The sequence below is a fragment of the Nocardia speluncae NBRC 108251 genome, assembly GCF_001613245.1.
GTDB classification, from domain to species: domain Bacteria; phylum Actinomycetota; class Actinomycetes; order Mycobacteriales; family Mycobacteriaceae; genus Nocardia; species Nocardia speluncae.
In genome coordinates, this window is sequence record NZ_BDBZ01000014.1 from 1 (window position 1) to 24,230 (window position 24,230).

The 24,230-nt window shown below is 68.3% G+C and carries 18 protein-coding genes and 1 pseudogene; 14 read left to right on the forward strand and 5 right to left on the reverse strand.

The genetic code is table 11. The features are described 5' to 3' along the window. Positions 1-52: 52 nt before the first annotated feature. Together NS6_RS15305 and NS6_RS34730 are read left to right on the forward strand one after the other, a co-directional pair. Entirely contained in the window at positions 53-715 is a 663-nt protein-coding gene (locus NS6_RS15305) for a response regulator (RefSeq protein ID WP_068042333.1), read from the forward strand. Positions 716-821: 106 nt separating this feature from the next. Next, the gene (locus tag NS6_RS34730) at positions 822-2,963 is read left to right on the forward strand and encodes a serine/threonine-protein kinase (RefSeq protein ID WP_068042336.1); all 2,142 of its coding nucleotides are present in this window, start codon (positions 822-824) and stop codon (positions 2,961-2,963) included. Between the two features lie 53 nt (positions 2,964-3,016). Here the strand turns inward: NS6_RS34730 and NS6_RS15315 are convergent, their stop codons facing one another. Next, a complete protein-coding gene (locus NS6_RS15315; RefSeq protein ID WP_068042338.1) occupies positions 3,017-3,322 on the reverse strand; it encodes a hypothetical protein in 306 nt (101 codons plus the stop codon). 192 nt (positions 3,323-3,514) lie between these two features. Between NS6_RS15315 and NS6_RS15320 the strand changes: the two genes are divergently transcribed. The 7 genes from NS6_RS15320 (at position 3,515) to gatB (ending at position 13,516) form a co-directional block, all read left to right on the forward strand. After that, the gene (locus NS6_RS15320; RefSeq protein ID WP_068042341.1) at positions 3,515-4,945 is read left to right on the forward strand and encodes a sensor histidine kinase; all 1,431 of its coding nucleotides are present in this window, start codon (positions 3,515-3,517) and stop codon (positions 4,943-4,945) included. A gap of 29 nt (positions 4,946-4,974) precedes the next feature. Beyond that, positions 4,975-5,661, forward strand: coding sequence for a response regulator transcription factor (locus NS6_RS15325; RefSeq protein WP_068042563.1), 687 nt, complete (start codon positions 4,975-4,977; stop codon positions 5,659-5,661). A 66-nt stretch (positions 5,662-5,727) separates the two neighbouring features. Continuing rightward, a complete protein-coding gene (locus tag NS6_RS35450; protein ID WP_068042344.1) occupies positions 5,728-8,310 on the forward strand; it encodes a serine/threonine-protein kinase in 2,583 nt (860 codons plus the stop codon). 73 nt (positions 8,311-8,383) lie between these two features. After that, complete coding sequence (locus NS6_RS15335) at positions 8,384-9,352, forward strand: serine hydrolase (protein WP_245669367.1); 969 nt, start codon at positions 8,384-8,386, stop codon at positions 9,350-9,352. An 80-nt stretch (positions 9,353-9,432) separates the two neighbouring features. Next, on the forward strand, positions 9,433-10,467 hold the full coding sequence (locus NS6_RS15340; RefSeq protein ID WP_068042347.1) for an ATP-dependent 6-phosphofructokinase: 1,035 nt from the start codon (positions 9,433-9,435) through the stop codon (positions 10,465-10,467). A gap of 113 nt (positions 10,468-10,580) precedes the next feature. After that, positions 10,581-11,963, forward strand: a complete 1,383-nt coding sequence (locus NS6_RS15345; RefSeq protein ID WP_068042350.1) for an alpha/beta hydrolase family protein — start codon at positions 10,581-10,583, stop codon at positions 11,961-11,963. Positions 11,964-12,007: 44 nt separating this feature from the next. After that, entirely contained in the window at positions 12,008-13,516 is a 1,509-nt protein-coding gene (gatB, locus tag NS6_RS15350; protein ID WP_068042354.1) for an Asp-tRNA(Asn)/Glu-tRNA(Gln) amidotransferase subunit GatB, read from the forward strand. 36 nt (positions 13,517-13,552) lie between these two features. Here gatB and NS6_RS15355 read toward each other — a convergent pair whose 3' ends face one another. Next, positions 13,553-13,969 (reverse strand): winged helix-turn-helix transcriptional regulator, encoded by a 417-nt coding sequence (locus NS6_RS15355; RefSeq protein WP_068042358.1) that lies wholly within the window; start codon positions 13,967-13,969, stop codon positions 13,553-13,555. Between the two features lie 58 nt (positions 13,970-14,027). On the opposite strand from NS6_RS15355, the gene NS6_RS15360 reads away from it, so the two are divergent. After that, positions 14,028-14,954 carry an NADP-dependent oxidoreductase gene (locus NS6_RS15360; RefSeq protein WP_210747126.1) on the forward strand — a complete coding sequence of 309 codons (927 nt, stop codon included), beginning with the start codon at positions 14,028-14,030 and terminating at the stop codon, positions 14,952-14,954. 46 nt (positions 14,955-15,000) lie between these two features. Here NS6_RS15360 and NS6_RS15365 read toward each other — a convergent pair whose 3' ends face one another. Then, the gene (locus NS6_RS15365) at positions 15,001-16,113 is read right to left on the reverse strand and encodes a PQQ-dependent sugar dehydrogenase (protein WP_068042361.1); all 1,113 of its coding nucleotides are present in this window, start codon (positions 16,111-16,113) and stop codon (positions 15,001-15,003) included. 161 nt (positions 16,114-16,274) lie between these two features. On the opposite strand from NS6_RS15365, the gene NS6_RS15370 reads away from it, so the two are divergent. Further along, positions 16,275-17,138, forward strand: coding sequence for a DoxX family protein (locus tag NS6_RS15370; protein ID WP_084471082.1), 864 nt, complete (start codon positions 16,275-16,277; stop codon positions 17,136-17,138). A 386-nt stretch (positions 17,139-17,524) separates the two neighbouring features. Here NS6_RS15370 and ilvD read toward each other — a convergent pair whose 3' ends face one another. Both ilvD and NS6_RS15385 read right to left on the reverse strand, forming a co-directional pair. Then, a complete protein-coding gene (ilvD, locus tag NS6_RS15375) occupies positions 17,525-19,366 on the reverse strand; it encodes a dihydroxy-acid dehydratase (RefSeq protein ID WP_068042364.1) in 1,842 nt (613 codons plus the stop codon). A gap of 308 nt (positions 19,367-19,674) precedes the next feature. Next, a complete protein-coding gene (locus NS6_RS15385) occupies positions 19,675-20,307 on the reverse strand; it encodes a PH domain-containing protein (protein WP_168443480.1) in 633 nt (210 codons plus the stop codon). Between the two features lie 286 nt (positions 20,308-20,593). Here NS6_RS15385 and NS6_RS15390 point away from each other — a divergent pair, with 286 nt between their 5' ends. From NS6_RS15390 to ilvC, 3 genes and pseudogenes are all read left to right on the forward strand, one after another. Continuing rightward, positions 20,594-22,519, forward strand: a complete 1,926-nt coding sequence (locus NS6_RS15390) for an acetolactate synthase large subunit (RefSeq protein WP_068042370.1) — start codon at positions 20,594-20,596, stop codon at positions 22,517-22,519. Continuing rightward, complete coding sequence (gene ilvN, locus NS6_RS15395; RefSeq protein ID WP_068042373.1) at positions 22,516-23,019, forward strand: acetolactate synthase small subunit; 504 nt, start codon at positions 22,516-22,518, stop codon at positions 23,017-23,019. The genes NS6_RS15390 and ilvN overlap by 4 nt, the downstream gene beginning before the upstream one ends. A gap of 81 nt (positions 23,020-23,100) precedes the next feature. After that, positions 23,101-24,132: pseudogene (gene ilvC, locus NS6_RS15400) on the forward strand (ketol-acid reductoisomerase); the annotation flags it as partial. Positions 24,133-24,230: the final 98 nt, after the last annotated feature.

Here is a 24,230-nt window from a genome sequence, read left to right on the forward strand (position 1 = left end):
GAACCCCGCGCCGCCGAAGGCGGCGCCATGACACAGCAATTAAGCTGAGCGCGTGGCAATAACCGTATTGATCGCCGACGATCAGGCCATGGTCCGGCAGGGGTTCGGGGCGTTACTGGCCGCGCAACCCGATATCAGTGTCATCGGTGACGCGCCGGACGGGAAAGTGGCGGTCGCCGAGGCGGCGCGGTTACGACCCGATGTGGTGCTGATGGACGTCCGGATGCCGGAAATGAACGGCCTGGACGCGGCTCGTCAGATCCTGTCCGCGGGTTTCGATCCGCCGGTGCGGGTGCTCATGTTGACGACATTCGATATCGACGACTACGTCTACGAGGCGCTCGGTCTCGGTGCCAGCGGTTTTCTGCTCAAAGACGCCCCCGCCGAGGAATTGGTGCGCGCGGTGCGGGTCGTCTCGGCCGGGGAGGCGCTGCTCGCACCGACCGTGACCCGGCGGTTGATCGCCGAGGTGACGATGCGGCGGTCCGCGCGCCGCACCCCGTCGCCGGCACTGGCGACGCTCACACCGCGGGAACGCGAAATTCTGGAGTTGGTCGCCCGCGGGATGTCCAATACCGAAATCGCCGAGGCCCTGTTCATCGCCGAGCAGACCGTGAAAACCCATGTGTCGAAGGTCTTCACCAAATTGGATCTGCGTGATCGCGCGCAGGCGGTGGTGCTGGCGTATGAATCGGGTCTGGTCACCCCCGGCTGATCGGACGGTCAGGTTTCCATGGACTGTGCGGATTCCCGTTTTCACGACGGACCCGGCGGCGTGTGCCCGGTAGGCTCACGAGTCTGTCAGTCACCCGAAGGGGGTCGTGTTGCTCAACAGCGGTGACGTGTTCGCCGGTTTCACCATCGAGCGGCAACTCGGTGAAGGCGGAATGGGTGCCGTGTATCTGGCCCGGCATCCCCGGCTCGGAAAACTGACCGCCCTCAAACTGCTCAAACCGGAATTGTTCGCCGACGCCGCGATCCGCACCCGTTTCGAGCGGGAAGCGGATCTGGCCGCCGCACTGGACCATCCGAGCATCGTCACGGTGTACGACCGTGGGATGGAGGGTGCGCACCTGTGGATGTGTATGCAGTACGTCGACGGCGCCGACGCGGGCACCGTGAATTCGCTGGCGCTGCCCCCGGACAAAGCGGTACAGATCATCGCAGGCGTCGCCGATGCGCTCGATTACGCGCACGGAATGGGTGTTCTGCACCGGGATGTGAAGCCGTCCAATATTCTGCTCGCTCGCGCGAATACCGGGCAGGGTGAGCGGGTTTTCCTGACCGATTTCGGTCTGGCGCGGTTACGCGCCGAAACGGTCCGTTTGACGCAGGCCGGAATGTTCACCGCGACCCTCGCGTTCGCTTCCCCGGAACAGATGACCGGCGGCGATATGGACGGCCGGTCGGATCAGTATTCGCTGGCCTGCACGTTGTACTGGCTGCTTACCGGAATGGCGCCGTTCGATTCCCCGAATCCCGCCGATATCATTCACGGGAATCTGCAGCTGGCGCCGCCGCCGCTGGCGGTCAAACGGCGTGGCCTGCCGCCGGGTCTGGATCCGGTGCTGGTCAAGGCGATGGCCAAACACCCGGCGCACCGCTACCGGACGTGTGTGGAATTCGCTGCGGCGGCGGAGCACGCGTTGACCGCCAACCCGACGGTGACGGAAACAACCGGTCCCGGAACGGGATTCGCCGCGTCGACCACGGGATATGCCCCCGCGCAACCCGTTCCGCCTGCCGCCGGGCCGCCCGGATATCCGGCCGACGGCCGGTACACGGCCGGTACGCCACCGGTTGTGCCGCAGCCGCCCGGCGCCACGCCTCCGGGCACGTTGCGCGGCCCGTCCGTGGATCAGGCGGGTGGTGCGGCGGCGCTCCCCCCGGCCGGCGCCACGCCTGGGCAGGTCGACCCGACCGGTGCGCAACCCACTGTCGCGATCACCCGACCCGCACCGCCCGCCGGCTCGTCGGATCCGGCGGTGGAGCGGACCGGTGGATTCGCCGCTGTGCCACCGAGTGTGGACCGCGCCGGTGCAAACCCGCAGGTGCCGGCAGGGGGCGAACGCACCGGTGGGATGCCGGTGGTTCCGGGGGCACGGCCCGACAGCGCGGGCGCACCGGCCGGTTACCCGGGGGAGTCCGCGGAAACCACCGGCGCCGCGGCGGCCATGCGGCCCGGCGGCTACCTGCCCGGTCCCCACGCCTACGCCGCGCCGCCCCCCGGCTACGCCGCGCCCGGAAGTGCCGTGCCGCCGGCGCGGCGCGGCCGGGCGCCGTGGATCGCCGTGGCGATTCTCGTACCGCTCATAGTGCTCGCCCTGATCGCGGTGGTCGTGGTGGTGGTGTTCCTGGGCACCGACGATTCGAGCTCGGCCGGCGCGCCGGCCGCCGTGCCGCAGACCTCCACCCTGGAACGGGAGCCCAGCAGCGAGGACGACCCCGGCGACCCGCCCGGCGCCGAGCCCGGCGACCGCACCCGCCGCCTGTTTCCCACCCTGCTCCCGCAGGGGTCCGGCCTCGACGGGTTCGGTTATCAGAACGCTCGATGTAGCAGATTCGGTCCCGGCGATCAGATCCCGCTGCTGCCGGACATACCGGTTTTCGGCGATGTGCTGGAAACCCGTCCCTGGGAGGCGATCTGGGATTGTCGGCAGATCCAGCTGCAACCCACCCGGATGGATTACACGATCATCACCTACCCGGACGCCGAAGCCGCCCGGGAGGTGGTCGCCGGCCTGCCTGCGCACGATATGTCGGCGGGTACCAAATCCGGCGAACCGTACACCGCCTACATCTGGGAGGATTCCGGCGGGCGCGGCCAGTTCAATGTGAACATGCTGGTCTCGTTCGGCTCGAACGGCGATTCACCGCGGAGCAACTCCCTGCTGTTCGTTCGGAAATGGGGCCCGACTGCGCGCCAGGACGTCTATGGCTGGTGGGCCGACGCACCGCTGTGACAGGGCCACGTCCGGCGACCGCGGCCAGAAGTTCGAGGACGGCCGGGGCCGGTTCACGCGACCAGTACCCGCGACGCCGTCCGGGCATCCAGTACTGCGCGCAGCACCGGCTGTTCCGCGGCCAGCTCGAGGTATGCCTCGTCGACGGTCCGGCCGTGGGGGGCGCCCATCTCCAGCTTGGCCTCCAGATGAATGTTCCACCGATAGCGCAGGGCCGCAAGTACACCCTGCGGTCCGCCGAACAATCGGTCGAGGTGGGGGATACCGTCGAACAGGTCGGCGCGAGCGGGGGCGCCGGCCGCGCGGTCGAGAACGGTGTGCAGGATCTCGGTACGCAGGTGCTGCTCTGTCCAGGACATGATCCGTGCCCTTTCGGTCGGGGCCTGGGGTGCGCCGCCCGGTCCGGTGCGGCGTCGGCGCGTTCTACGCTACGGATCCGCTGCCCGCGTTTCGTCGTGCGGCGGGCGTGAATCGATGTCCTACCGGGGGTGGAGGCGGGCCCTGGCCCCAGGTGGATGTGCCGCCGGTCCCGGGCTGATTACCCTGGAAGCGTGCCTGAGAGCCACTTCACAACCGGTTCCGCCGCGAGTTACGACCCGCGGCGCGCAGGCGAGGACGTCGCCGTGGGTGCCGGTGCGGACCACGCGCGCCGCTCGGTGACCGTTCGGGCCGGCCGGGTGTGGCGCCGGTTCACTGCGTGGTGGCCGAGTGGGCGGTTCCGGCTGGGCTGGCACCCGCTCGGAGACCTCCCGTTCGACTACCCGCCGAAAGTGGTGCTGTTCGCCGACCTGGCGCTACTCGTCCTCGGTCTCGTCGCATGCCTGCAACGGCACGAGTACTTCCCGACAGTGCTGCCGTTGCTCGCGGTGGTGCTGCTGTTCCTGTCGGTACCGGCCTATGTGCTGTTCGGGATCGTGCCGCGGCCGCTGGCGCTGGGGGTGGCGACGATGGTCGCGGCGGCGCTGTTCTTCGCCCAACCGGTGGAGTCCGATTTCGCGCCGTTCGTGCTCATGGTGGTGGCCGCCGAAATCGCGGCGATCGCGCCGAAACGGGTGAGTATCCCGCTGGCCCTGGCGGCGACCGTCGAGCTGGTCGCCTTCGCCGCATCGAGTCAGGCGCTGTGGGGCAACGACTACCTGCGCACCGGTGTCCCGATGTACGCGCTCGGTATCCTGCTCGGCTGGCTGGTCGGTGTGATGTTGCAGTACCAGCGGCTGTACCTGTACCAGGAACGGGAGAATCAGAACGTGCGGGCCGCGCAGGCGGCGGCCGCCGAACGCAACCGCATCGCCCGCGAAGTACACGATGTCATCGCCCATTCGCTCACCGTGACCCTGCTGCACGTCACCGCCGCCCGGCATGCGCTCACCACCGACAGTGATGTGGAAGAGGCGGTGGATGCGCTCGCCGACGCCGAACGGCTGGGGCGGCAGGCCATGGCCGATATCCGGCGCACGGTGGGTCTGCTGGATTCCGGGCGGGCCGCGGTGGGCCCGGAACCGGGCGCCGACGATATCTCCGCCCTGATCGACGACTTCGTCAACGCCGGCCTGACGGTGCGCCGCCGCGGCACCGGCGATCTGGACCGGATCTCCGCGGCGGTCGGTCTCGCGCTCTACCGCATCTGCCAGGAATCGCTGGCCAATATCGCCAAGCACGCGTCCGGCGCGGCCGTCGAATTCACGCTGGAGGTCGGTGCGCGGTCGGCGATCGTACGGGTGCGTAACCCGCTCCCACCGGGGGCACCGGCGCGTATCGGGCACGGCACCGGCGTCGCGGGGATGCGGCAGCGGGCGGAAGGTCTCGGCGGCCGGATCGTCATCGGACCCGAGGCCGGTTCCTGGATCGTGCGGGCCGAGTTCCCACTGCACGACCGCCCCGAGCGGGTCGGCGGGGCCGCTGCCGACACCCGTGAAGAACACTGTGCACTGATGAAATCGATCGGCGCACCCCAACTCCGCAGGCCGGGGCTGCCGGGATGACCGTCCGTCCCCTGTTCACGGGAGGAAATATGACCAGGGCCGATAGCGATCCGGAAGCCCTCGAGGTCTTGATCGTCGACGACCAGGAACTTGTGCGCGGCGGACTGCGCCGGATCCTGCGCCGCCGCGACGGGTTCCGGATCAGCGAATGCGCCGACGGTGACGAGGTGCTCGCCGCGGTCGCGGCGAGCCCTCCCGATATCGTGCTCATGGATCTGCGGATGAAACGGATGGGCGGTATCGAGGCCACCCGGCTGCTGCGGGCACGCGCCGGTGAACCGCCGGTGCTCGTTCTCACTACCTTCGATGACGACCAGTTGCTGTCCGGGGCTTTACGCGCCGGTGCCGCCGGATTCCTGCTCAAGGATTCCCCCGCCGAGGATCTGATCCGGGCCGTCCGCACCGTCGCCGCGGGCGGGGCCTGGCTCGATCCCGCCGTCACCGGCCGTGTCCTGTCGACCTACCGAACCTCCGCGGTCACCCCGGTCGGACCCCCCACCGGCGATGAGCTGACCGGCCGCGAATACGAGGTACTGGCGCTGATCGGCCGGGGCCGGGCGAACAGTGAGATAGCCCACGCGCTGGGAATCTCGGAGGTCACCGTGAAATCCCATGTGGGCCATATCTTCAGCAAACTGGGACTGCGCGACCGTGCCGCGGCCATCGTCTACGCGTTTGACCACGGCGTGGTTTCACCGGGACAATCCAAGGTTTGACGGGCAGCCCGGCGCGATTATGCGACCGGGTCGAGACGGCGCCCGCGACGTGGAGAGGATGGACGGGTGCAGGCGCCAGGTTCCGAAGTCGGCGGGCGGTTCGGTCCTTATGAGCTGCGTTCCCTGCTGGGTAGCGGCGGGATGGGGGAGGTCTACGAGGCCTATGACACCGTCAAGGACCGGGTGGTCGCGCTCAAACTACTCTCCGGCGATCTGGTCGGCGACCCGGAATACCAGACCCGGTTCCGCCGTGAATCGCAGGCTGCGGCCCGGCTCGCCGAACCGCATATCATCCCCATCCACGATTGGGGTGTGATCGAGGGCCGGTTGTTCATCGATATGCGGCTGGTCGCGGGCACCGATCTGCGGACAGTACTGCAGTCCGGCGGTCCGCTGAGCCCGCAGCGTGCGGTCGGCGTGATCGAGCAGATCGCCGCCGCCCTGGATGCGGCGCACGCCGACGGTCTGGTGCACCGTGCTGTGAAACCGGCGAACATCCTGGTCACCGACACCGATTTCGCCTACCTCGCCGATTTCGGGATAGCCCACCACGGGGCCGATTCCGCCGTGACGCAAGCGGGGGCCGAGATCGGCTCCTACATCTATACGGCACCCGAACGGTTCGAACGTGTACCGGTCACGTTGCGCGCCGACATCTATTCGCTGGCGTGTGTCCTGCACGAATGCCTCACGGGCGCGCAGCCGTTCGACGCTCCGAGTGTCGGCATGCTGATCCGTGCGCATATGGCCGAGCCGCCGCCGCGAGCAAGTCTTCAGCGAACCGGGTTGCCGGCTGCGTTCGACGATGTGATCGCATATGGTATGGCCAAGGATCCGCACGAGCGTTTCGCTACGGCAGGAGAACTTGCTGTCGCAGCCCGTACCGCGCTGAACTCCCCGGCACGTACGCCGCAGTCGTTCGCGGCACCCGGACCGGGAGTCGGCGAATTCCCCGCAACCCCCTCGGAGAGCTCCCCGCCGACCGGCGGTATACCCACCCTGGTGGTCCGGATTCCGAATCGCGACGAAGACGGCGCCCCGGATCAGACCACGATCCTGCCCGCGATCATCCCCGGCGACCCCACCTCGGTGCGCCCGACCGAATTCGAGTTCACCCCGCTCACCTCGGACGAACAGGCCGAGCCCGAAGCCCCGGCCGCCGGTATCCGCCCGTTCCCCGACGCCCACCTGTATCAGAACGAGCAGTTGCATCCGGCCGCCGATCCGGGTTCGGCCCCCGCGACCGGTGGGATGCCGGTCGCCGACTTCTACCCGCCCGACCAGGCGACCCGCGTTTACGGCCAGGGCCTGGCATCCGCCGCACCCGGCCCCGAGGAAACCACCCGCGTCTTCGAGCCACCGCACCCGGTCCCGGAGTCCATGGCGCCCACCGGCGACGACGCCACCCGCGCCTACCGGCGCCCCCCGGGCCCGGACGACTACACCCAGCGTTCGGACCAGCACGCATACGACCAGGTCGCCGAAGCGCACGAGCACAACTACCGGCCGGGCGACCACCTGCCGGAACACCGTGAGCCGGCCGGTCCCTCGTTCCCGCCGGGCGAGTACCCGCACGGGCCGGGCGATCCCGTGTACCCCGCGGACCGGTATCCGTACGACCCGGCGGAGCAGCCTTACGAGGACTACCCCGCGCGCGACCATCCGCTCGAGCATGGGCCGGGCGAGCGGGCCTTCCAGCCGTATGCGAGCGGCTACCGGCCGGAGGGGTACGCCGACGGTCCGGCCGACCATGCCTCCCGGCCGGGTGACCACGACTACCGGCGGGAGGACGACACCCGGCAGGTGGATCACCGTGCGTACGGGTCCGATGAGCGCGCATATCCGCCGGACGAGCGTGCGTCCGGACCGGGCGATGCTGCCGGCCCGTCCACCGGAGACTGGTGGACCGCCGAACGCGAGGACTCATCCGACGACCGGCAGACAGCCGACCCGGTGCAGCCGGGCCCCGGCGGCCTGTTCGGTTACCGCGGTGCCGGTTCCGCTGCGCGGGAACCACAGCCCGACTCGTACGGCGCCGGCGCTGCCTCGGATGCCCCGCAGTCCGACCCCTATGCCGCCGCCTACGAAGCCGGTTACCGCGACAGCTACCTGGCGAACGCGGCCGGCGCACCCGCCCCCGCTCCAGAGGGGCAGCGGTTCCGCATGATGCCGATTCTGGCCGGTGCCGGGGTGTTCCTGCTCATCGTGCTGATCGCGATTCTCGGGTTCGGCTTTCTGGGGTCCGGCGGCGAGGAATCGCCGAGCGCAGCCGAATCCACCGGTGCCGTCACCACCACCGCCGGGCGTAGCAGTGCGCCGGCCACTTCCACCGCGCCGACCCGCACCTCCACCACGACCACGACCACGACGCGTGCCGCCCTGCCGGCCGATGCGCAGCCCTGTACGGCAGCATCCGGCGGTGGCGCCTACGGTTCGGCGGCGGCCGGTACCGCGGTGACCAGCTGTGAGTTCGCCGAGGCGGTACGGCAGGCCTATCTGGATCCCACGGTGGTCTCCGCCGAGGGGGAACCCGTTTCCATCGAGGCCACGAGTCCGGTGACCGGCCAGGCCTACACCCTCGAATGTGTCGCCGCGGACGGCCTGGTCACCTGCCTCGGCGGCAACAACGCGGTCGTGTACCTGTTCTGACCGGCGTCTGTCTGGACCGGCCCCGCTGCTGCGCACAGCTCGCGGGCCGATCCGGGCCGGGCTAGGGTCGCCGATGGAGTACGGTGCTTCGACCGGGTACGAGACGTGGGAGATCGCAATAGTCATGGGCAGAGTTGTGTCGACCGAGAAGAAACGGGAACTCTTTCCGGCCCGGCGGCTGCTCACCCTGCTCGGCTGCCTGCTCATTGCGGCCGTCGTCACCGCCTGCGGATCCGACACCACCGAACCTGCCGCGCCGACCACCTCGGTCACCCAGGCGGCCGCGGCCGATGCGCCCGGCGCGGAAGTGCTGATCACCGTACCCGGCACGTTGGCCGCCGATTTCGTCGAATTGGAGCGTTCGCAGAAGGGGGAGCTGGGGCTGGCGATCATGCCGGTGGGTGGGGAGCGCCTCGTCGGGATGGGGAAATGGACCAGCGGCCCGGCCTGGTCCACGATGAAGGTTCCGCTCGTTGTCGCCGCCGAGCGCAAGAACCCGGGCGGGCAGACCTACGCCACCTCGGCCGCGATCACCGCCTCGGACAACTCCGCCGCCGACAGCCTGTGGTCGGATCTCGGGACCCCGCGCGCCGCCGCGGACGCGATGCAGGCCGTCCTGCGCGAAGGCGGCGACGATACGACCGTCGTCCAGGAGAAACCCGTCCGGTCGGGGTATTCCGCGTTCGGTCAGTCCGAATGGTCGCTGGCCGATCAGGTGCGGTTCGCATCCAGGCTGCCGTGCCTGCCCGGCGCCGATACCGTGATCGAACTGATGGGTTCGGTGAGCGCGAGCCAGCAGTGGGGACTGGGTTCGGTCTTCGCCGAGGCCGATTTCAAGGGCGGCTGGGGTCCCGATCCCGACGGCGCCTACCTGGTGCGTCAGTTCGGCCTGGTCCCGGTGACCGGCGGCGCGATCGCGGTTGCGCTTGCCGCGCAACCGGATTCGGGTACTTTCTCCGATGGGATGAACCTGCTCGACACGATGGCGGGCCTCCTCTCGCAGCACCTGGGCGAATTCACCGGCGGGTCCTGCCCGGCCTGACAGCGGCCCGGTACCGGCGTTACCCGACATTCACGGGCCCGAGGCGGCGCGGCGGGCCGGAAGCGGGCAAGATGGGCGCCATGCGCATCGGAATCCTGACCGGCGGTGGTGACTGTCCGGGACTGAACGCGGTGATCCGTGCCGTCGTCCGCACGGCGAACGGCCGTTACGGCGATGCCGTCGTGGGCTTCGAGGACGGCTGGCGAGGGCTGCTGGAGGACCGCAAGATCCGCATCCAGAACGATGACCGCACCGATCGTCTGCTCGCCAAGGGCGGCACCATGCTCGGTACCGCCCGCACCAACCCGGACGTGCTGCTGGCCGGCCTGAGCCGGATCCGGCAGACCCTCGACGACAACGGCATCGAAGCGCTCATCCCCATCGGCGGGGAAGGTACGCTCACGGCCGCCAGTTGGCTGTCCGAGGAAGGTGTTCCGGTGGTCGGCGTGCCGAAAACCATCGACAACGATATCGATTGCACCGATGTCACCTTCGGGCACGACACCGCGCTGTCCATCGCCACCGAGGCCATCGACCGCCTGCACACCACCGCGGAATCCCATCAGCGCGTGATGCTCATCGAGGTGATGGGCCGGCACGCCGGCTGGATCGCGATGCATTCCGGAATGGCGGCAGGCGCCCACCTGACCCTGGTGCCCGAGCAGCCGTTCGATGTCACCGAGGTGTGCGCGCTGATCAAACGCCGCTTCCAGCGCGGGGACAAACATTTCATCTGCGTCGTGGCCGAGGGGTCGCATCCGGCCCCCGATTCCGGGTTCACCCTGCGCGAAGGCGGGGTCGACGAATTCGGGCACGAACGGTTCACCGGGGTCGCCCAGCAGCTCGGTATGGAGATCGAGCGGCGGATCGGCAAAGAGGTCCGCACCACGGTGCTCGGCCATGTGCAGCGCGGCGGCAGCCCCTCCCCGTACGACCGGGTGCTCGCCACCCGCTTCGGCCTGCATGCCGCCGAAGCCGTGCACGCCGGGCATTTCGGCCAGATGGTGGCCTTGCGTGGCACCGAGATCGGCCTGGTCCCATTGCACGAAGCGACCAAACAACTCAAACGGGTCCCGGCCGACCGCTACGACGAAGCACAGGCCTTCTTCGGCTAGCCGCACGTCCGACCTGCGCCGGGGACACCGGGCAGGTCGTAGGTATCTGCCGCCCCCGACCCGCGCTGCCGAAGGCGCCGCCGAATAGACACCACGGCGATACAGTCGAGCCCATGCGCCTTGGCAAGGGAGCGTTGCCGGTAGTGGTTGTGTGGTTGCTCGTCTCGATGCTGGTCGGCTGTGGCGGCGGTCCGGCCGATGAGCGCGTGGCCGGGCAGTGGCACGGTGCCATCGAGGTGCCCGGCGCTCCGGTGGTGGTCGGGGTGGAATTCACCGGCCGCCACAGCGGTGTCATCGATATCGCTGCCCAGCAGATGACACAGCGCCCGCTGAGCGATGTCGTGGCCGACCCCGATGAGGTGCGGTTCGGTGTTCCGGATGTTCCCGGCGACGCTCGTTTCGACGGTCGGCTCGACGAATCCGCCGGCGCGATCGTCGGCGATTTCCGCCAGGCCGGGGAAACCTTCGGGCTCACCCTGAACCGTGCACCGGTGCCGCCGCCGGCCCGGCCGCAGGAGCCACATCCGCCGTATCCCTATTTGTCCGAGGATATTTCGTACCAGAGCGGCGGTATCACCGTTGCGGGCACACTGACCCGGCCCGATACTACGGCTCCGGTACCCGCTGTCGTACTCGTCACCGGTAGTGGCCCGCAGGACCGTAACGAGGAGCTCGCCGGCCACCGCCCGTTCCTGCTGCTCGCCGATACGCTCACCCGCGCGGGTTACGCGGTGTTGCGCACCGACGACCGCGGTGTGGGCGGTACCGGCGGCAACCTGAATCAGGCCGATTACGCCGACCTGTCCGCCGATATCGAAGCCGGCCTCGGCTATCTGCGCGGGCGCCCCGAGATCGACCCGGCCCGTATCGGCCTGCTCGGGCACAGCGAAGGCGGATACCTCGCCCCGATGGTCGCTGCGCGACCTTCGAACGGTATCGCGTTCGTGATGCTCATGGCCGGGCCGGCGATCACCGGTACCGATATCATCCTCGACCAGGGCGTCCGGGCTTTCGGAGCGGCCGGCGCGACCGCGGAGCAGATCGATGCACACCGGGCCTTCCTGACCGACTGGACCGCCGCGCTGCGCGCCGGTCAGCTCACCAAGGCCGCCCGGCTCTCCGAAACCTACAACCGGGCGTTGCCGGCCGCGCTGCGTGCCTCCAGCGAACCGTTCACCTCCCAGAACACGCCGTATATGGCCGCGCTTGTGTCCTATGATCCCGCGCCGGCTCTGTCCGCGTTGCGGATGCCGGTGCTGGCGTTCTACGGGTCGAAGGACGCCCAGGTGACCGCGGACCCGAACGCGCAGATCATGCGGACCCTGCTGGCCGGCAACCCCGATGCGGAAGTCCCGGTATTCGACGGGCTCAACCATCTCATGCAGCCCGCCTACAGCGGAATGCCCAGCGAATACGAATCCATCGAGACCACTGTCGACCCCGTCGTTCTCGATACCGTCACCGCCTGGCTCGGCGAGCGGATACCGGCCGGTTGAGGTGTCCGCCGGGCCGCCATACCTGCGCGCATAGACTGTGCTCCATGAGCGCACCCACCGTCGAACTCATGGATTACGCCGATGTGTTGACCCGGTACGAGCCGGTGCTGGGCATGGAGGTCCATGTCGAGCTGTCCACCGCGACCAAGATGTTCTGCGGCTGCCCCACCACTTTCGGCGCCGACCCCAACACCCAGGTCTGCCCGGTCTGCCTGGGCCTGCCCGGTTCGCTGCCGGTGGTCAATCAGCAGGCGGTGGAGTCGGCCGTGCGGATCGGCCTGGCCCTGAACTGTTCCATCACTCCGTGGGGACGGTTCGCGCGCAAGAACTACTTCTACCCGGATCAGCCGAAGAACTACCAGATCAGCCAGTACGACGAGCCGATCGCCACCGAGGGCTATCTCGAGGTCCCGTTGGACGACGGCACCACCTTCCGGGTCGAGATCGAACGCGCTCATATGGAGGAGGACACCGGTAAATCGGTGCATGTCGGCGGTGCCACCGGCCGGATCCACGGCGCCAGCCACTCGCTGCTCGACTACAACCGCGCGGGTGTCCCGCTGATCGAGATCGTCACCAAACCCATCACCGGGGCCGGCGACCGCGCACCGGAGGTGGCGCGCGCCTACGTGACCGCGTTGCGTGACCTGCTGAAATCGCTGGACGTTTCCGATGTCCGGATGGAACACGGTTCGCTGCGCTGTGACGCCAATGTGTCCCTCATGCCGGTCGGTGCGGACGTGTTCGGTACCCGCACCGAAACCAAGAACGTGAACTCGCTCAAGAGCGTCGAGGTCGCCGTGCGGTTCGAGATGCGCCGTCAGGCGGCCGTTCTCGCGACCGGTGGGGAGATCATTCAGGAGACCCGCCACTTCCATGAGGCCGACGGCTCCACCTCCCCGGGCCGCCGCAAGGAAACCGCCGAGGACTACCGGTACTTCCCCGAACCGGATCTGGAACCCGTCGCCCCCGCCGCGGCCTGGGTGGAAGAGTTGCGCGGCACCATCCCCGAATACCCCTGGCTGCGGCGCGCGCGTATCCAATCGGACTGGGGCGTCTCCGACGAGGTCATGCGCGATCTGGTGAACGCCGGTGCCCTGGACCTCATCATCGCCACCGTCGATGCCGGCGCCCCCGCCAAAGAGGCCCGCTCCTGGTGGGTCGCCTACCTCACCGAGAAGGCCAACGAACGCGGCGGCTCCCTCGAGGATCTGCCCATCACCCCCGCCCAGGTCGCCGAGGTGATCGCCCTGGTCGAGGCGAAAACGGTGAACAACAAAGTCGCCAAGCAGGTCGTCGATCTGGTGCTCGACGGCGAAGGCGATCCGGGCGCGATCGTCGAGAGCAAAGGCCTGGGCATGGTCAGCGACGACAGCGCCTTGCAGGCCGAAGTGGACAAGGCATTGGCCGCCAACCCGGATATCGCGGACAAGATCCGCTCCGGCAAGGTCCAGGCCGCCGGCAAGATCGTCGGCGATGTCATGAAGGCCACCCGCGGCCAGGCCGACGCCGCCCGTGTCCGGGAGCTCGTCCTCACGGCCTGCGGTGCCTGATCACCGGCTGTAGCGCCCGGCCGGGGCTGCCTCGGATCAGCGCGATAGTGGCTCCGGGGCGGGGCGGCTGTCGAATTCGGCGCGTGCGGAGAGGATCTCGCTGTGGTGGCGGAGGGCCCACTGTCCCATTACATGGGTGACATCGCCCAGATCCGCGCCGAGCTCCGTCAGCGCGTATTCGACACGCGGGGGCACTGTCGGATAGACCGTGCGGCGGACGAGGCCGTCCCGTTCGAGGTTGCGCAGCGTGCGGGTGAGCATTTTCTGGGTGATTCCGTCGAGCCGGCGGCGTAGATCGTTGAACCGGACGGGGCCCTCGCCGGCACGCAGCGTGCCGAGAACGAGGAGCACCCATTTGTCCGCCAGCACGCCCAGCACATCACGAGCCGGACAGCGTTGCAGATAGCTCTGCACCGGATTCTGGTTACTTGTAAGGTCAGAGACAGTATCCATCAGGTACCTCGGGATCGGGAAAGTGCCTTCTTCCTATTGGATACTAGTGGGCGGAACAATGGCGATCGTGAAAGCGATCAGTCAGCAAATCGTGGGCGGCCCGGAAGTCTTGCAGGTCGTGGAGGTGGATACGCCGCGGCCCGCGGCCGGTGAGGTGCTGGTCCGCGTGGCCGCGACATCAGTCAATGCGGCGGACTGGAAAGCGCGCCGCGGAATCGTGGACCGGCTCGGGCCGCCGCCTTTCACTCTCGGGCTCGACGTATCCGGTGTCGTCGCCCAGATCGGCAGCGAGGTGAATGGATTCCGGCCGGGTGACGAGGTATTCGGTATGGCCATGGGCGCGAATGCCGAAAACGTCGCGGTGCCGGTGACCGCACTCGCCCCGAAACCGGATCACCTGGATCATGTACACGCCGCAGCCCTACCCACCGCCGCACTGACCGCCTGGCAGGCGCTGGCCGGTATCGGTACCGGTGACCGGGTGCTGATCCATGCCGCGGCAGGCGGTGTCGGGCACCTGGCCGTGCAGATCGCGAAAAGCCGTGGCGCGTACGTGATCGGCACGGCCCGCACGGTCAATCACGGGTACCTCCGGGGTCTCGGCGCCGATGAGGTGGTCGACTACACCGCCACGGATTTCTCGACTGCCCTGGACCCTGTCGATATGGTGCTCGATCTGGTCGGTGGCGACTACGGAACACGCTCCGCGCGGGTGCTGAGGCCCGGTGGCCGCCTCGTCGACGCCCAAGGCAACGACGCCACCGGCGATCCGCGATACCGCCGCTTCTACGTACACCCCTCGGGTTCGGCACTGCGCGAGATCAGCGCACTTGTCGCGGTCGGCCGCCTGCGCGTGGAGGTCGACCGGGTGATGTCACTGGCCGATATTGCCGAAGCGCACCGGCTCAGTGAATCCGGACGGGTGCGCGGCAAGATCGTGCTGACGGCGTGGGAGTCCACCGCGGACCTGTCCACCCAGGCCTGACCCCTGAACCCGGTGCGGGCTCCGATGCGCCTGGGCCGGGAACGATCTAGTCCGGGCCGCCACCACCGCCGGCCGTGGGCGGCGGGATGCGGACGACACGGTCGTCGTTCGGGGTGGGCTGGCCGCCGTCGGATTTGTTCGCGGTGGAGACCCAGATGGTGCCGTCCATGGCCGGGCTGGCGCCGAGCAGGCGGCCGTACTTGTTGGCGAAGAAAACGCTCGGGGGCGCGGTCACGGCGTAGGTCGTGGGGTCCGGTGTCGCCATGGCGAGGGCTTTCGCGTCGGTCAGGGCGATGGCGATGCCTTCGGGGGTGACGGCGCAACCGGCGACTCCGGGACGGTCCGGCCAGGTCCACGCGGTGGTGGCGACACCGTCGGGGCCGATGCGCTGCAGGCGGTCCAGGGCGGGGGTGCGGTCGGTGACCCAGATCTGATCGCCGCCCAGGCAGATATCCCCGGCCGAACCGATACCCGACATCGCGACCTCGGTGGGGGCGTTCCCGTTCGAGGTAGGGTTCTTCACCCGCAGCAGTTTGCCCGCCGTACTGGCCGGATCCGCCGCGGCCGCCGGGTCACCGGCGTTACCGGTGAGGACCAGCATCTGATCCGGTGACGTCCATTCGATGGCGCCGCGATTCCCGGTGGTGCCCTTCGGGATTCCTGTCAGGACCGGTTTCGGCGGGCCGCCGCCCTCGGCGATGCGGACCACCCGGTTATCGCTCGCGGTGGTGACGTAGGCGTAGAGCAGCCCGTCCTCGTGGTAAGTGGGGGAGATGGCGATATCACTCAGCCCGCCGTCGCCGGCGGGATCCACGTCGACCCGGGCGACCTCGACCGGCGGCGCCTCCGGTGCCACCTTCAGGATGCGTCCGGTGCGGCGTTCGGTCACCAGCGCGTAGCCGCCCAGTTCGACCAGCCCGCCGGTGGTGTCCAGGCAGCTGACCACCACGGCCGGGTCGGGGTCGATACACGGACCGCTCGGCCGGGTGGTCGAGGATTCGGGCGCGCGCTGCTTCGGGGGTTCGAGCTCCGCGGCGTCCAGAGTCGGTTCCTCGGTGAACGGACTGGACGCGGAATCGTCGAACCGCGCGCACCCGCTGAGCAACAACGCCCCGCATACCAGCCCCACCGTCACGCGCCGCGCGCCAACCGACCTCATAACCCCCCAACGTAGTGGAAATCCCCCCGGTCGCGCCGCCACGCCCCCGCCCAGTACGGACAAGCCGCAGGTCGCCCGGGTACGGCCCGAGGTAACCGAGTGGCGCGGACACGCCGCGCTTTCAGTGGGACCGTGGCGCTGGATCGGCCTACTGTTGAAGGGTGAGTGCCAAGCCGAGAAACGGCTCCGCGCCGTCCGAATCCGCGCGGCCCGGTAACAACCTGTCCACCGTCGGCCGGCGTGCGGTATCGACGACGGCGGGCGGGGTCGGCAGCCCCTACGATTTCCCTACCGGCCAGTTCCCCAAGGTGGCCATGACCAAGGAGATACCGGCAATGGCTTCTGTTGCTCCGGGCGATAAACCGACCGATACCCCCGGCCCGGCCGGACCGGCCGGGGCCGACGACGACAGGACCTATTCCTACGCGAGCATCCCTCCGGCGGGCACCCCGCCCAACGGGGGCCTGCGCCGCCGCAACGGTGACGGTCGCCGCGGCACCCTCGACCTGGGCCTGTTCATCCTGCGCCTCGTGGTCGGCGGCACATTCTTGTACCACGGCCTGCAGAAACTGACGGGCTGGTTCGACGGGCCGGGCCTCGACGGCACCAAGGAGATGATGGAACAGGGCGGCTGGGATCATCCGTCCATCGCCGCCGCACTGGTCACCGCCGGTGAGGTGGGCGGTGGCATCCTGTTGATCCTGGGCCTGGCCACACCGCTGGCCGCCGGTGCGGTGCTCGCGGTGATCCTGGACGCCTGGATGTTCAAGCAGGGGATGCACCCGGACTTCCAGTACAGCCAGGGGCCGGGCGCGGTCGAGTCGGAAACCGTCCTGGCCGGCGCTGCCATCGCGCTTATTTTCACCGGTCCCGGCCGGTGGGCGCTGGACCGCGGTCGCGGCTGGGCTGTCCGTCCCGGTCCCGGCTCTTTCGTGATCCTGGTTCTCGCGTTCGCTGCCGCCATCTTCACCTACTGGTACCTCCAGGACGGCAACCCGCTCACCGGTATCGGCCCATTCGACTGAGTGCTGTGTGTGTTTGCGGCCCCGCGGGTTTCGGCCCCCTCGGCCCCTGATTTCAGTACTCGACACCCGCGGCTGCGCCGCATCGCATCGAGCGGGAAATCAGGGGCGGCCCGAAACCTTCAGGGCCTCGCTGGACTCGGCACCGCCGCCGGTCGCGCGGGGTACGGGGTCGGCCGAGCACTCGCCGTGCGTGCGTCGTGGGGTTCGGTGCCGCCGGTAGGCCACGTCAGGTCCGGGCGCGCTCCAGAATCGCCGAGGCGCTCGCTGGGCGGTTCCGCCGTCGGCCCGGCTCGTTTCGGCCCATTCAGTGAGGGTGCCGGCCGGACGACAACGGCGTCCCGCTCGTCGCGAGCGGGACGCCGTTCGTCGTTACCGGCCGCGGAGCGTCAGGGCACGTGCCGGACCGCGCCCTTGTCGGCGGAGGTCGCCAGGGCCGCGTAGGCGCGCAGCGCCGTGGTGACCTGGCGTTCCCGGTTCACCGGCTGCCAGGGGTGTTCCCGGGCGTCCATCTTGGCGCGGCGTTCGGCCAGCACCGCGTCGTCGACCAGTACTTCCAGGGTGCGGGTGGTGACGTCGATACGGATCCGGTCGCCGTTCTCCACCAGGCCGATGGTGCCGCCGCTGGCGGCTTCGGGGGAGATGTGTCCGATGGAGAGACCGGAGGTGCCGCCGGAGAACCGGCCGTCGGTGATCAGCGCGCACACTTTGCCGAGGCCCGCGCCCTTGAGGAAGGCGGTCGGGTGCAGCATCTCCTGCATCCCGGGTCCACCGGCCGGGCCTTCGTAACGTACGACGACCACATCGCCGGGCCGGATTTTCTTACCCAGGATCGCCGAAACGGCTTCCTCCTGGGATTCGACCACCACGGCCGGGCCTTCGAAGATGAACAGTTCCTCGTCGATACCCGCGGTCTTGAGGACCGCGCCGTCCAGGGCGATATTGCCGCGCAGCACCACCAGCCCGCCTTCAGCGGTGTAGGCGTGCTCGATATCGCGGATACAGCCGCCGGCGGCGTCGGTGTCCAGTGCGGACCAGCGGTTGTCGGTGGAGAACGGTTCGGTGGTGCGCACACCGCCGGGTGCCGCGTGGAACAGCTCCAGGGCTTCCCTCGAGGTCTTACCCGAGCGGATATCCCAGGTGTCGAGCCATTCGTCGACGGTCGGGGTGTGCACGGTGCTCACCTCGGTTTCCAGCAGTCCACCGCGATGCAGCTCGCCGAGGATTGCCGGGATTCCACCGGCGCGGTGCACATCCTCCATGTGGTAGTCGGAGTTCGGCGCGACCTTCGACAGGGTCGGCACCCGCCGGCTGATCTCCTCGATGGCGCGCAGGTCGAAATCGATTTCGCCCTCCTGCGCGGCGGCCAAGATGTGCAGGACGGTGTTGGTGGATCCGCCCATCGCCACATCCAGCGCCATCGCATTGGCGAAGGCCTTCTCGTTCGCCACGCTGCGCGGCAGCACCGACGCGTCGTCGTCGCGGTACCAGCGGTTGGCGATATCGATGACGACCCGGCCGGCCCGCTCGAACAGTGCCCGCCGCGCGGCGTGGGTGGCGAGCGTGGAACCGTTGCCGGGCAGGGCCAGGCCCAAAGCTTCGGTGAGACAGTTCATCGAGTTCGCGGTGAACATGCCGGAGCAGGAGCCACAGGTCGGGCAGGCGCTGCGCTCGACCTCGGCGAGCCCGTCCTCGGTCACTTCGCTGTTCGCGCTGGCGGAGATGGCGGTGATGAGGTCGGTGGGCGCCTGCGCCACACCGCCGACGACCACGGCCTTACCGGCCTCCATCGGCCCACCGGAAACGAACACGGTGGGGACGTTCAACCGCATGGCCGCGTTCAGCATGCCCGGGGTGATCTTGTCGCAGTTGGAGATACACACCAGCGCATCGGCGGTGTGCGCGTTCACCATGTATTCCACGGAGTCGGCGATGATTTCGCGGCTGGGCAGCGAATAGAGCATGCCGCCGTGACCCATCGCGATCCCGTCGTCGACGGCGATGGTGTGGAATTCGCGCGGTACCCCACCGGCTTCCCGAATCGCGTCCGCCACGATTTCGCCGACATTCTTGAGGTGCACGTGCCCGGGCACGAACTGGGTGTAGGAGTTGGCGATGGCGACGATCGGCTTACCGAAATCGGAATCGGTCATACCGGTGGCCCGCCACAGGGAGCGGGCCCCGGCGGCATTACGGCCGACAGTGGTGGTGCGGGAACGAAGCGCTGGCATGGGTGTCCTCGGTCTGGTCGCGGGGCTGGACAATGCGACGACGCCGTATCGCCCGGCCGCGGATGACCGCTGCTGGAGGTGCGATCGGCGTTTTTTCAGGCTACTCCCGGCCGGAAGCGGACTCGGGGCCGGTATCGGCCGGGATCCGGCGCGAACCGCGGCGAGTACCGATAGCCGGTGAAGATGGCCGGTGGACTCGATACCGATGCCTGGGCCGCCGACACCGTGAGAGTCCCCAGGTGGAGAGCGGTTCCGGCCCGTGGCCGGGAGTCGCCGGTGCCGTGCGAGTTCGCAGTGGGAGAGCGGTTCTAGCCGGTAGCCGGGGAGTCTTTGCCGTCGTCCGCGGCGGGAGAGTGGTCGGCGGCCTCGGCACTGCGCGTGTTCTTGCCGGTTTCGGCGTCGCCCGAGTCGGTGTCGGCATCGCCTGAATCTTCGCCGGTGGACTCCGCACCGGAGTCATCGGCCGCGTCGGAGTCCGGGAGGGCGAAGGGATCGGGGATCCGCCCGCCGGAGGCATCCACCAGATCGCGCAGCCGGTCGTAGCTCACCGCCGGGAGCGGTACCTCGGTGTCGTCGGCGAGGTGTGCGCGTACGTAGCCCCGTTTCGGGATACTGATGCCCTTCAGTTGCTCCCAGTCGATATGCCGGGAGGAGAACATCGAGCGCAGGTCCAGGCCGTTCGGTGACACCTTGGTCTGGGTGCGCAGGATCCAGACGACAGTGGCGATCGGGATCAGCGCCAGCCAGAACAGTGCGGCCGGCCAGCCGACGATCGGGAAGAACACGCACATCGCGAGGATCACGACCCCGAGGAACGACAGTCGTGTCATGCGGATCACACGGGTCGGCCCCGGCGGCGCCGTATCCCCACCCGTTACCTCCGCGGCTGCGGGGATATGGGACGATTCCGGTGGTGGCACGGACTGATGCGGTGATGACACACCACCATCCTCGCATCATGGTGGACGGGAGTGAGCACCCGCTACCTTCTCACATAATGAGAAGACGGCGGTCAGCTGTTTGACTCTGCACCACACGCACACATACCGTCATGCGCGTGAATCGAATCGAGTTGCTCGTAATCGGCCGGCGCGTCCAGCGCTGAGTCGGACGATCCGCATACGTCAGCTCGCACTGCGACGCGCCACCCTCGAACAGCCACCGGCTGTCGGGGGATTTTTTATGTCGGGACGACGAGTGAACGACAAGAAGTAAGGAACCAAGACGGTGAGCGCACCAACTACCCGGCCCGGGCCCGCGGCCCGCAAGCCCGCGCCTTCGAACCCGCCGGCCTCGGCCGGTGCTCCGACCACCCCGGCGAACCGCCGCCAGGTACCGCCCGAGCGGGTCGCCGGCGCGCAGTCCGTCGTCCGCTCCCTCGAGGAGCTCGGCGTCGACACCGTATTCGGTATTCCCGGCGGCGCGGTGCTGCCCCTTTACGATCCCCTCTTCGATTCCACCAAGGTGCGCCATGTGCTCGTGCGGCACGAGCAGGGCGCGGGTCACGCGGCTACCGGATATGCGCAGGCCACCGGCAAGGTCGGTGTGTGTATGGCCACGTCCGGTCCGGGCGCGACCAACCTGGTGACCCCGATTGCCGATGCCCAGATGGATTCCGTGCCGATGGTCGCGATCACCGGCCAGGTCGGGCGCAGCCTGATCGGCACCGATGCCTTCCAGGAAGCCGATATCTCCGGCATCACCATGCCGATCACCAAGCACAATTTCCTGATCAAAGAGGGCATCGATATCCCGCGCATCCTCGCCGAGGCCTTCTACCTGGCTTCCAGCGGGCGTCCCGGCGTGGTGCTGGTCGATATCCCGAAGGATGTGCTGCAGGAGCAGACCACCTTCAGCTGGCCGCCGGAGATGCGGCTGCCCGGGTACCGTCCGGTTACCAAACCGCACGGTAAGCAGGTGCGGGAGGCCGCCCGGCTGATCGCCGAGGCCACCGCTCCCGTCCTGTACGTGGGCGGCGGTGTGATCAAGTCCGAGGCGTCGGCCGAACTGCTGGAGCTGGCCGAACTCACCGGCATCCCGGTGGTCACCACCCTGATGGCGCGCGGCGCGTTCCCCGACAGTCACACGTTGAACCTCGGTATGCCGGGTATGCACGGCACCGTGGCCGCGGTGGCGGCGTTGCAGAAATCCGATCTGCTGATCACCCTCGGCGCCCGCTTCGACGACCGTGTCACCGGCCAGCTGGATTCCTTCGCGCCGGACGCGTTGGTCATCCACGCCGATATCGACCCCGCCGAGATCGGTAAGAACAGGCACGCCGATGTCCCGATCGTCGGTGACTGCCGTGAGGTGCTCACCGAACTGATCGAAACCCTGCGTGCCGATCCGGCCGGTATCGAGCTGGACCTGACCGCCTGGTGGACCTACCTGGACGGGGTCCGCGAGTCGTACCCGCTGGGCTGGACGGCACCGTCGGACGGCGCGCTCTCGCCGGAGTACGTCATCGAAACCCTGGGCCGCCTCGCCGGCCCGGACGCCATCTACTGTGCGGGCGTGGGCCAGCACCAGATGTGGGCCGCCCAGTTCGTGAAGTACGAGAAGCCGCGCACCTGGCTGAACTCCGGCGGCGCCGGAACCATGGGATACGCCGTGCCGGCGGCCATGGGCGCCAAGATGGGGATGCCCGATCGCGAAGTGTGGGCGGTCGACGGCGACGGCTGCTTCCAGATGACCAATCAGGAACTGGCCACCTGCGCGGTGGAGGGTGTGCCGATCAAGGTCGCGTTGATCAACAACGGCAACCTGGGCATGGTCCGGCAGTGGCAGACGCTGTTCTACGGCCAGCGCTACTCCAATACCGACCTGAAGACCCACGGCCTGCGCATCCCGGATTTCGTGAAACTCGCCGAGGCACTGGGCTGCCACGGTATCCGGGTGGAGAAGGAAGAGGATGTGGAGGCCGCGATCCGTGAGGCGCAGTCGATCGACGACCGGCCCGTGGTGATCGATTTCATCGTCGGCAAGGACGCCCAGGTGTGGCCGATGGTCGCCTCCGGTACCAGTAACGACGAGATCATGGCCGCCCGCGGGATCCGCCCGCTGTTCGACGAGGACGAGCAGGCCGCCGAACCGGCCGTCATCCACGAGGCCATGAGCCGCGAGCAGGCCGAGACCGAGGGGAATCCGGAATGAGCACAACCCACACCCTCAGTGTCCTGGTCGAGGACAAACCCGGTGTGCTGGCCCGGGTGGCCAGCCTGTTCTCCCGCCGCGGATTCAATATCGAATCCCTGGCGGTGGGCGCCACCGAGGTCAAGGACATCTCCCGGATGACCATTGTGGTCACCGTGGAAGATCTGCCGCTGGAGCAGGTCACCAAACAGCTCAACAAGCTGGTGAACGTCATCAAGATCGTGGAGCAGGATCCGGACACCTCGGTGGCCCGCGAACTGATCCTGGTGAAGGTCCGTGCCGACGCCAGCGTGCGCACCCAGGTCATCGAATCGGTGAACCTGTTCCGCGCCAAGGTTATCGATGTCTCGCCCGACGCTCTCACCGTCGAAGCGACCGGCACCCGTTCCAAGCTCGACGCCCTGCTGCGGATGCTCGAGCCGTACGGCATCCGCGAGATCGTGCAATCCGGGGTGGTGGCCGTGGGCCGCGGACCCAAATCCATCACCGCCACCCGCTGAACCACGGCCGGGCGCACCCCGCGCCCGGCCGTCTTTCACGCCTCGTTTACCGTTTCCCGCGTTTCGCGGGTTCGAAATAGTAAGAAGGGATACCACCAAGTGGCAGTCGAGATGTTCTACGACGACGATGCCGACCTGTCGATCATCCAGGGCCGTAAGGTCGCGGTGATCGGTTACGGCAGCCAGGGGCATGCGCATTCGCTGAGCCTGCGCGATTCCGGCGTCGAGGTGCGCATCGGCCTGAAGGAAGGCTCCAAGTCGCGGGCCAAGGCCGAAGAGGCCGGGCTGACCGTCGGTACGCCCGCCGAGGTTTCGGAGTGGGCCGACGTCATCATGCTGCTGGCCCCCGACACCGCGCAGGCCTCGATCTTCAGCAATGAGATCGAGCCCAACCTGAAGGACGGCGACGCGCTGTTCTTCGGCCACGGTCTCAACATCCACTTCGGCCTGATCAAGCCCGGCGCCGAGATCACCATCGGCATGGTGGCCCCCAAGGGGCCCGGCCACCTGGTGCGGCGCCAGTTCGTCGACGGCAAGGGCGTGCCCGCCCTGATCGCCATCGAGCAGGACCCGAAGGGCGAGGGCCAGGCCCTGGCGCTGTCCTACGCCAAGGGCATCGGCGGCACCCGCGCCGGCGTCATCAAGACCACGTTCAAGGAAGAGACCGAAACCGATCTCTTCGGTGAGCAGGCCGTGCTGTGCGGTGGCACCGAGGAACTGGTGAAGACCGGTTTCGAGGTCATGGTCGAGGCCGGTTACGCCCCGGAGATGGCCTACTTCGAGGTGCTGCACGAGCTGAAGCTCATCGTCGACCTCATGTACGAGGGCGGTATCGCCCGCATGAACTACTCGGTGTCCGACACCGCCGAATTCGGTGGCTACCTGTCGGGTCCGCGGGTCATCGACGCCGACACCAAGAAGCGGATGCAGGACATTCTCAAGGACATCCAGGACGGCACCTTCGTCAAGCGCCTGGTCGCCAATGTCGAGGGCGGCAACAAGGAGCTCGAGGGCCTGCGCAAGCAGAACGCCGAGCATCCGATCGAGGTCACCGGTAAGAAGCTGCGCGACCTGATGAGCTGGGTCGACCGGCCGATCACCGAAACCGCCTGAGCGGTTCGCTGATACAGCGCTGAAAGGGGTCCTTCCGCAGCTGCGGAAGGGCCCCTTTTTCGGGTGAGCTCCTCATCGAGGCGGCCCATCGGGAACCG

What these genes read in the sequence shown, in the direction of transcription:
- NS6_RS15355 (WP_068042358.1), bottom strand. Translation starts at nt 13,969, where the DNA reads ATGGATACTGTCTCTGACCTTACAAGTAACCAGAATCCGGTGCAGAGC.
- NS6_RS15345 (WP_068042350.1), top strand. Translation starts at nt 10,581, where the DNA reads ATGCGCCTTGGCAAGGGAGCGTTGCCGGTAGTGGTTGTGTGGTTGCTC.
- NS6_RS15315 (WP_068042338.1), bottom strand. Translation starts at nt 3,322, where the DNA reads ATGTCCTGGACAGAGCAGCACCTGCGTACCGAGATCCTGCACACCGTT.
- NS6_RS15340 (WP_068042347.1), top strand. Translation starts at nt 9,433, where the DNA reads ATGCGCATCGGAATCCTGACCGGCGGTGGTGACTGTCCGGGACTGAAC.
- NS6_RS15360 (WP_210747126.1), top strand. Translation starts at nt 14,028, where the DNA reads ATGGCGATCGTGAAAGCGATCAGTCAGCAAATCGTGGGCGGCCCGGAA.
- NS6_RS15335 (WP_245669367.1), top strand. Translation starts at nt 8,384, where the DNA reads ATGGAGTACGGTGCTTCGACCGGGTACGAGACGTGGGAGATCGCAATA.
- gatB (WP_068042354.1), top strand. Translation starts at nt 12,008, where the DNA reads ATGAGCGCACCCACCGTCGAACTCATGGATTACGCCGATGTGTTGACC.
- NS6_RS15325 (WP_068042563.1), top strand. Translation starts at nt 4,975, where the DNA reads ATGACCAGGGCCGATAGCGATCCGGAAGCCCTCGAGGTCTTGATCGTC.
- ilvN (WP_068042373.1), top strand. Translation starts at nt 22,516, where the DNA reads ATGAGCACAACCCACACCCTCAGTGTCCTGGTCGAGGACAAACCCGGT.
- ilvD (WP_068042364.1), bottom strand. Translation starts at nt 19,366, where the DNA reads ATGCCAGCGCTTCGTTCCCGCACCACCACTGTCGGCCGTAATGCCGCC.
- NS6_RS15365 (WP_068042361.1), bottom strand. Translation starts at nt 16,113, where the DNA reads ATGAGGTCGGTTGGCGCGCGGCGCGTGACGGTGGGGCTGGTATGCGGG.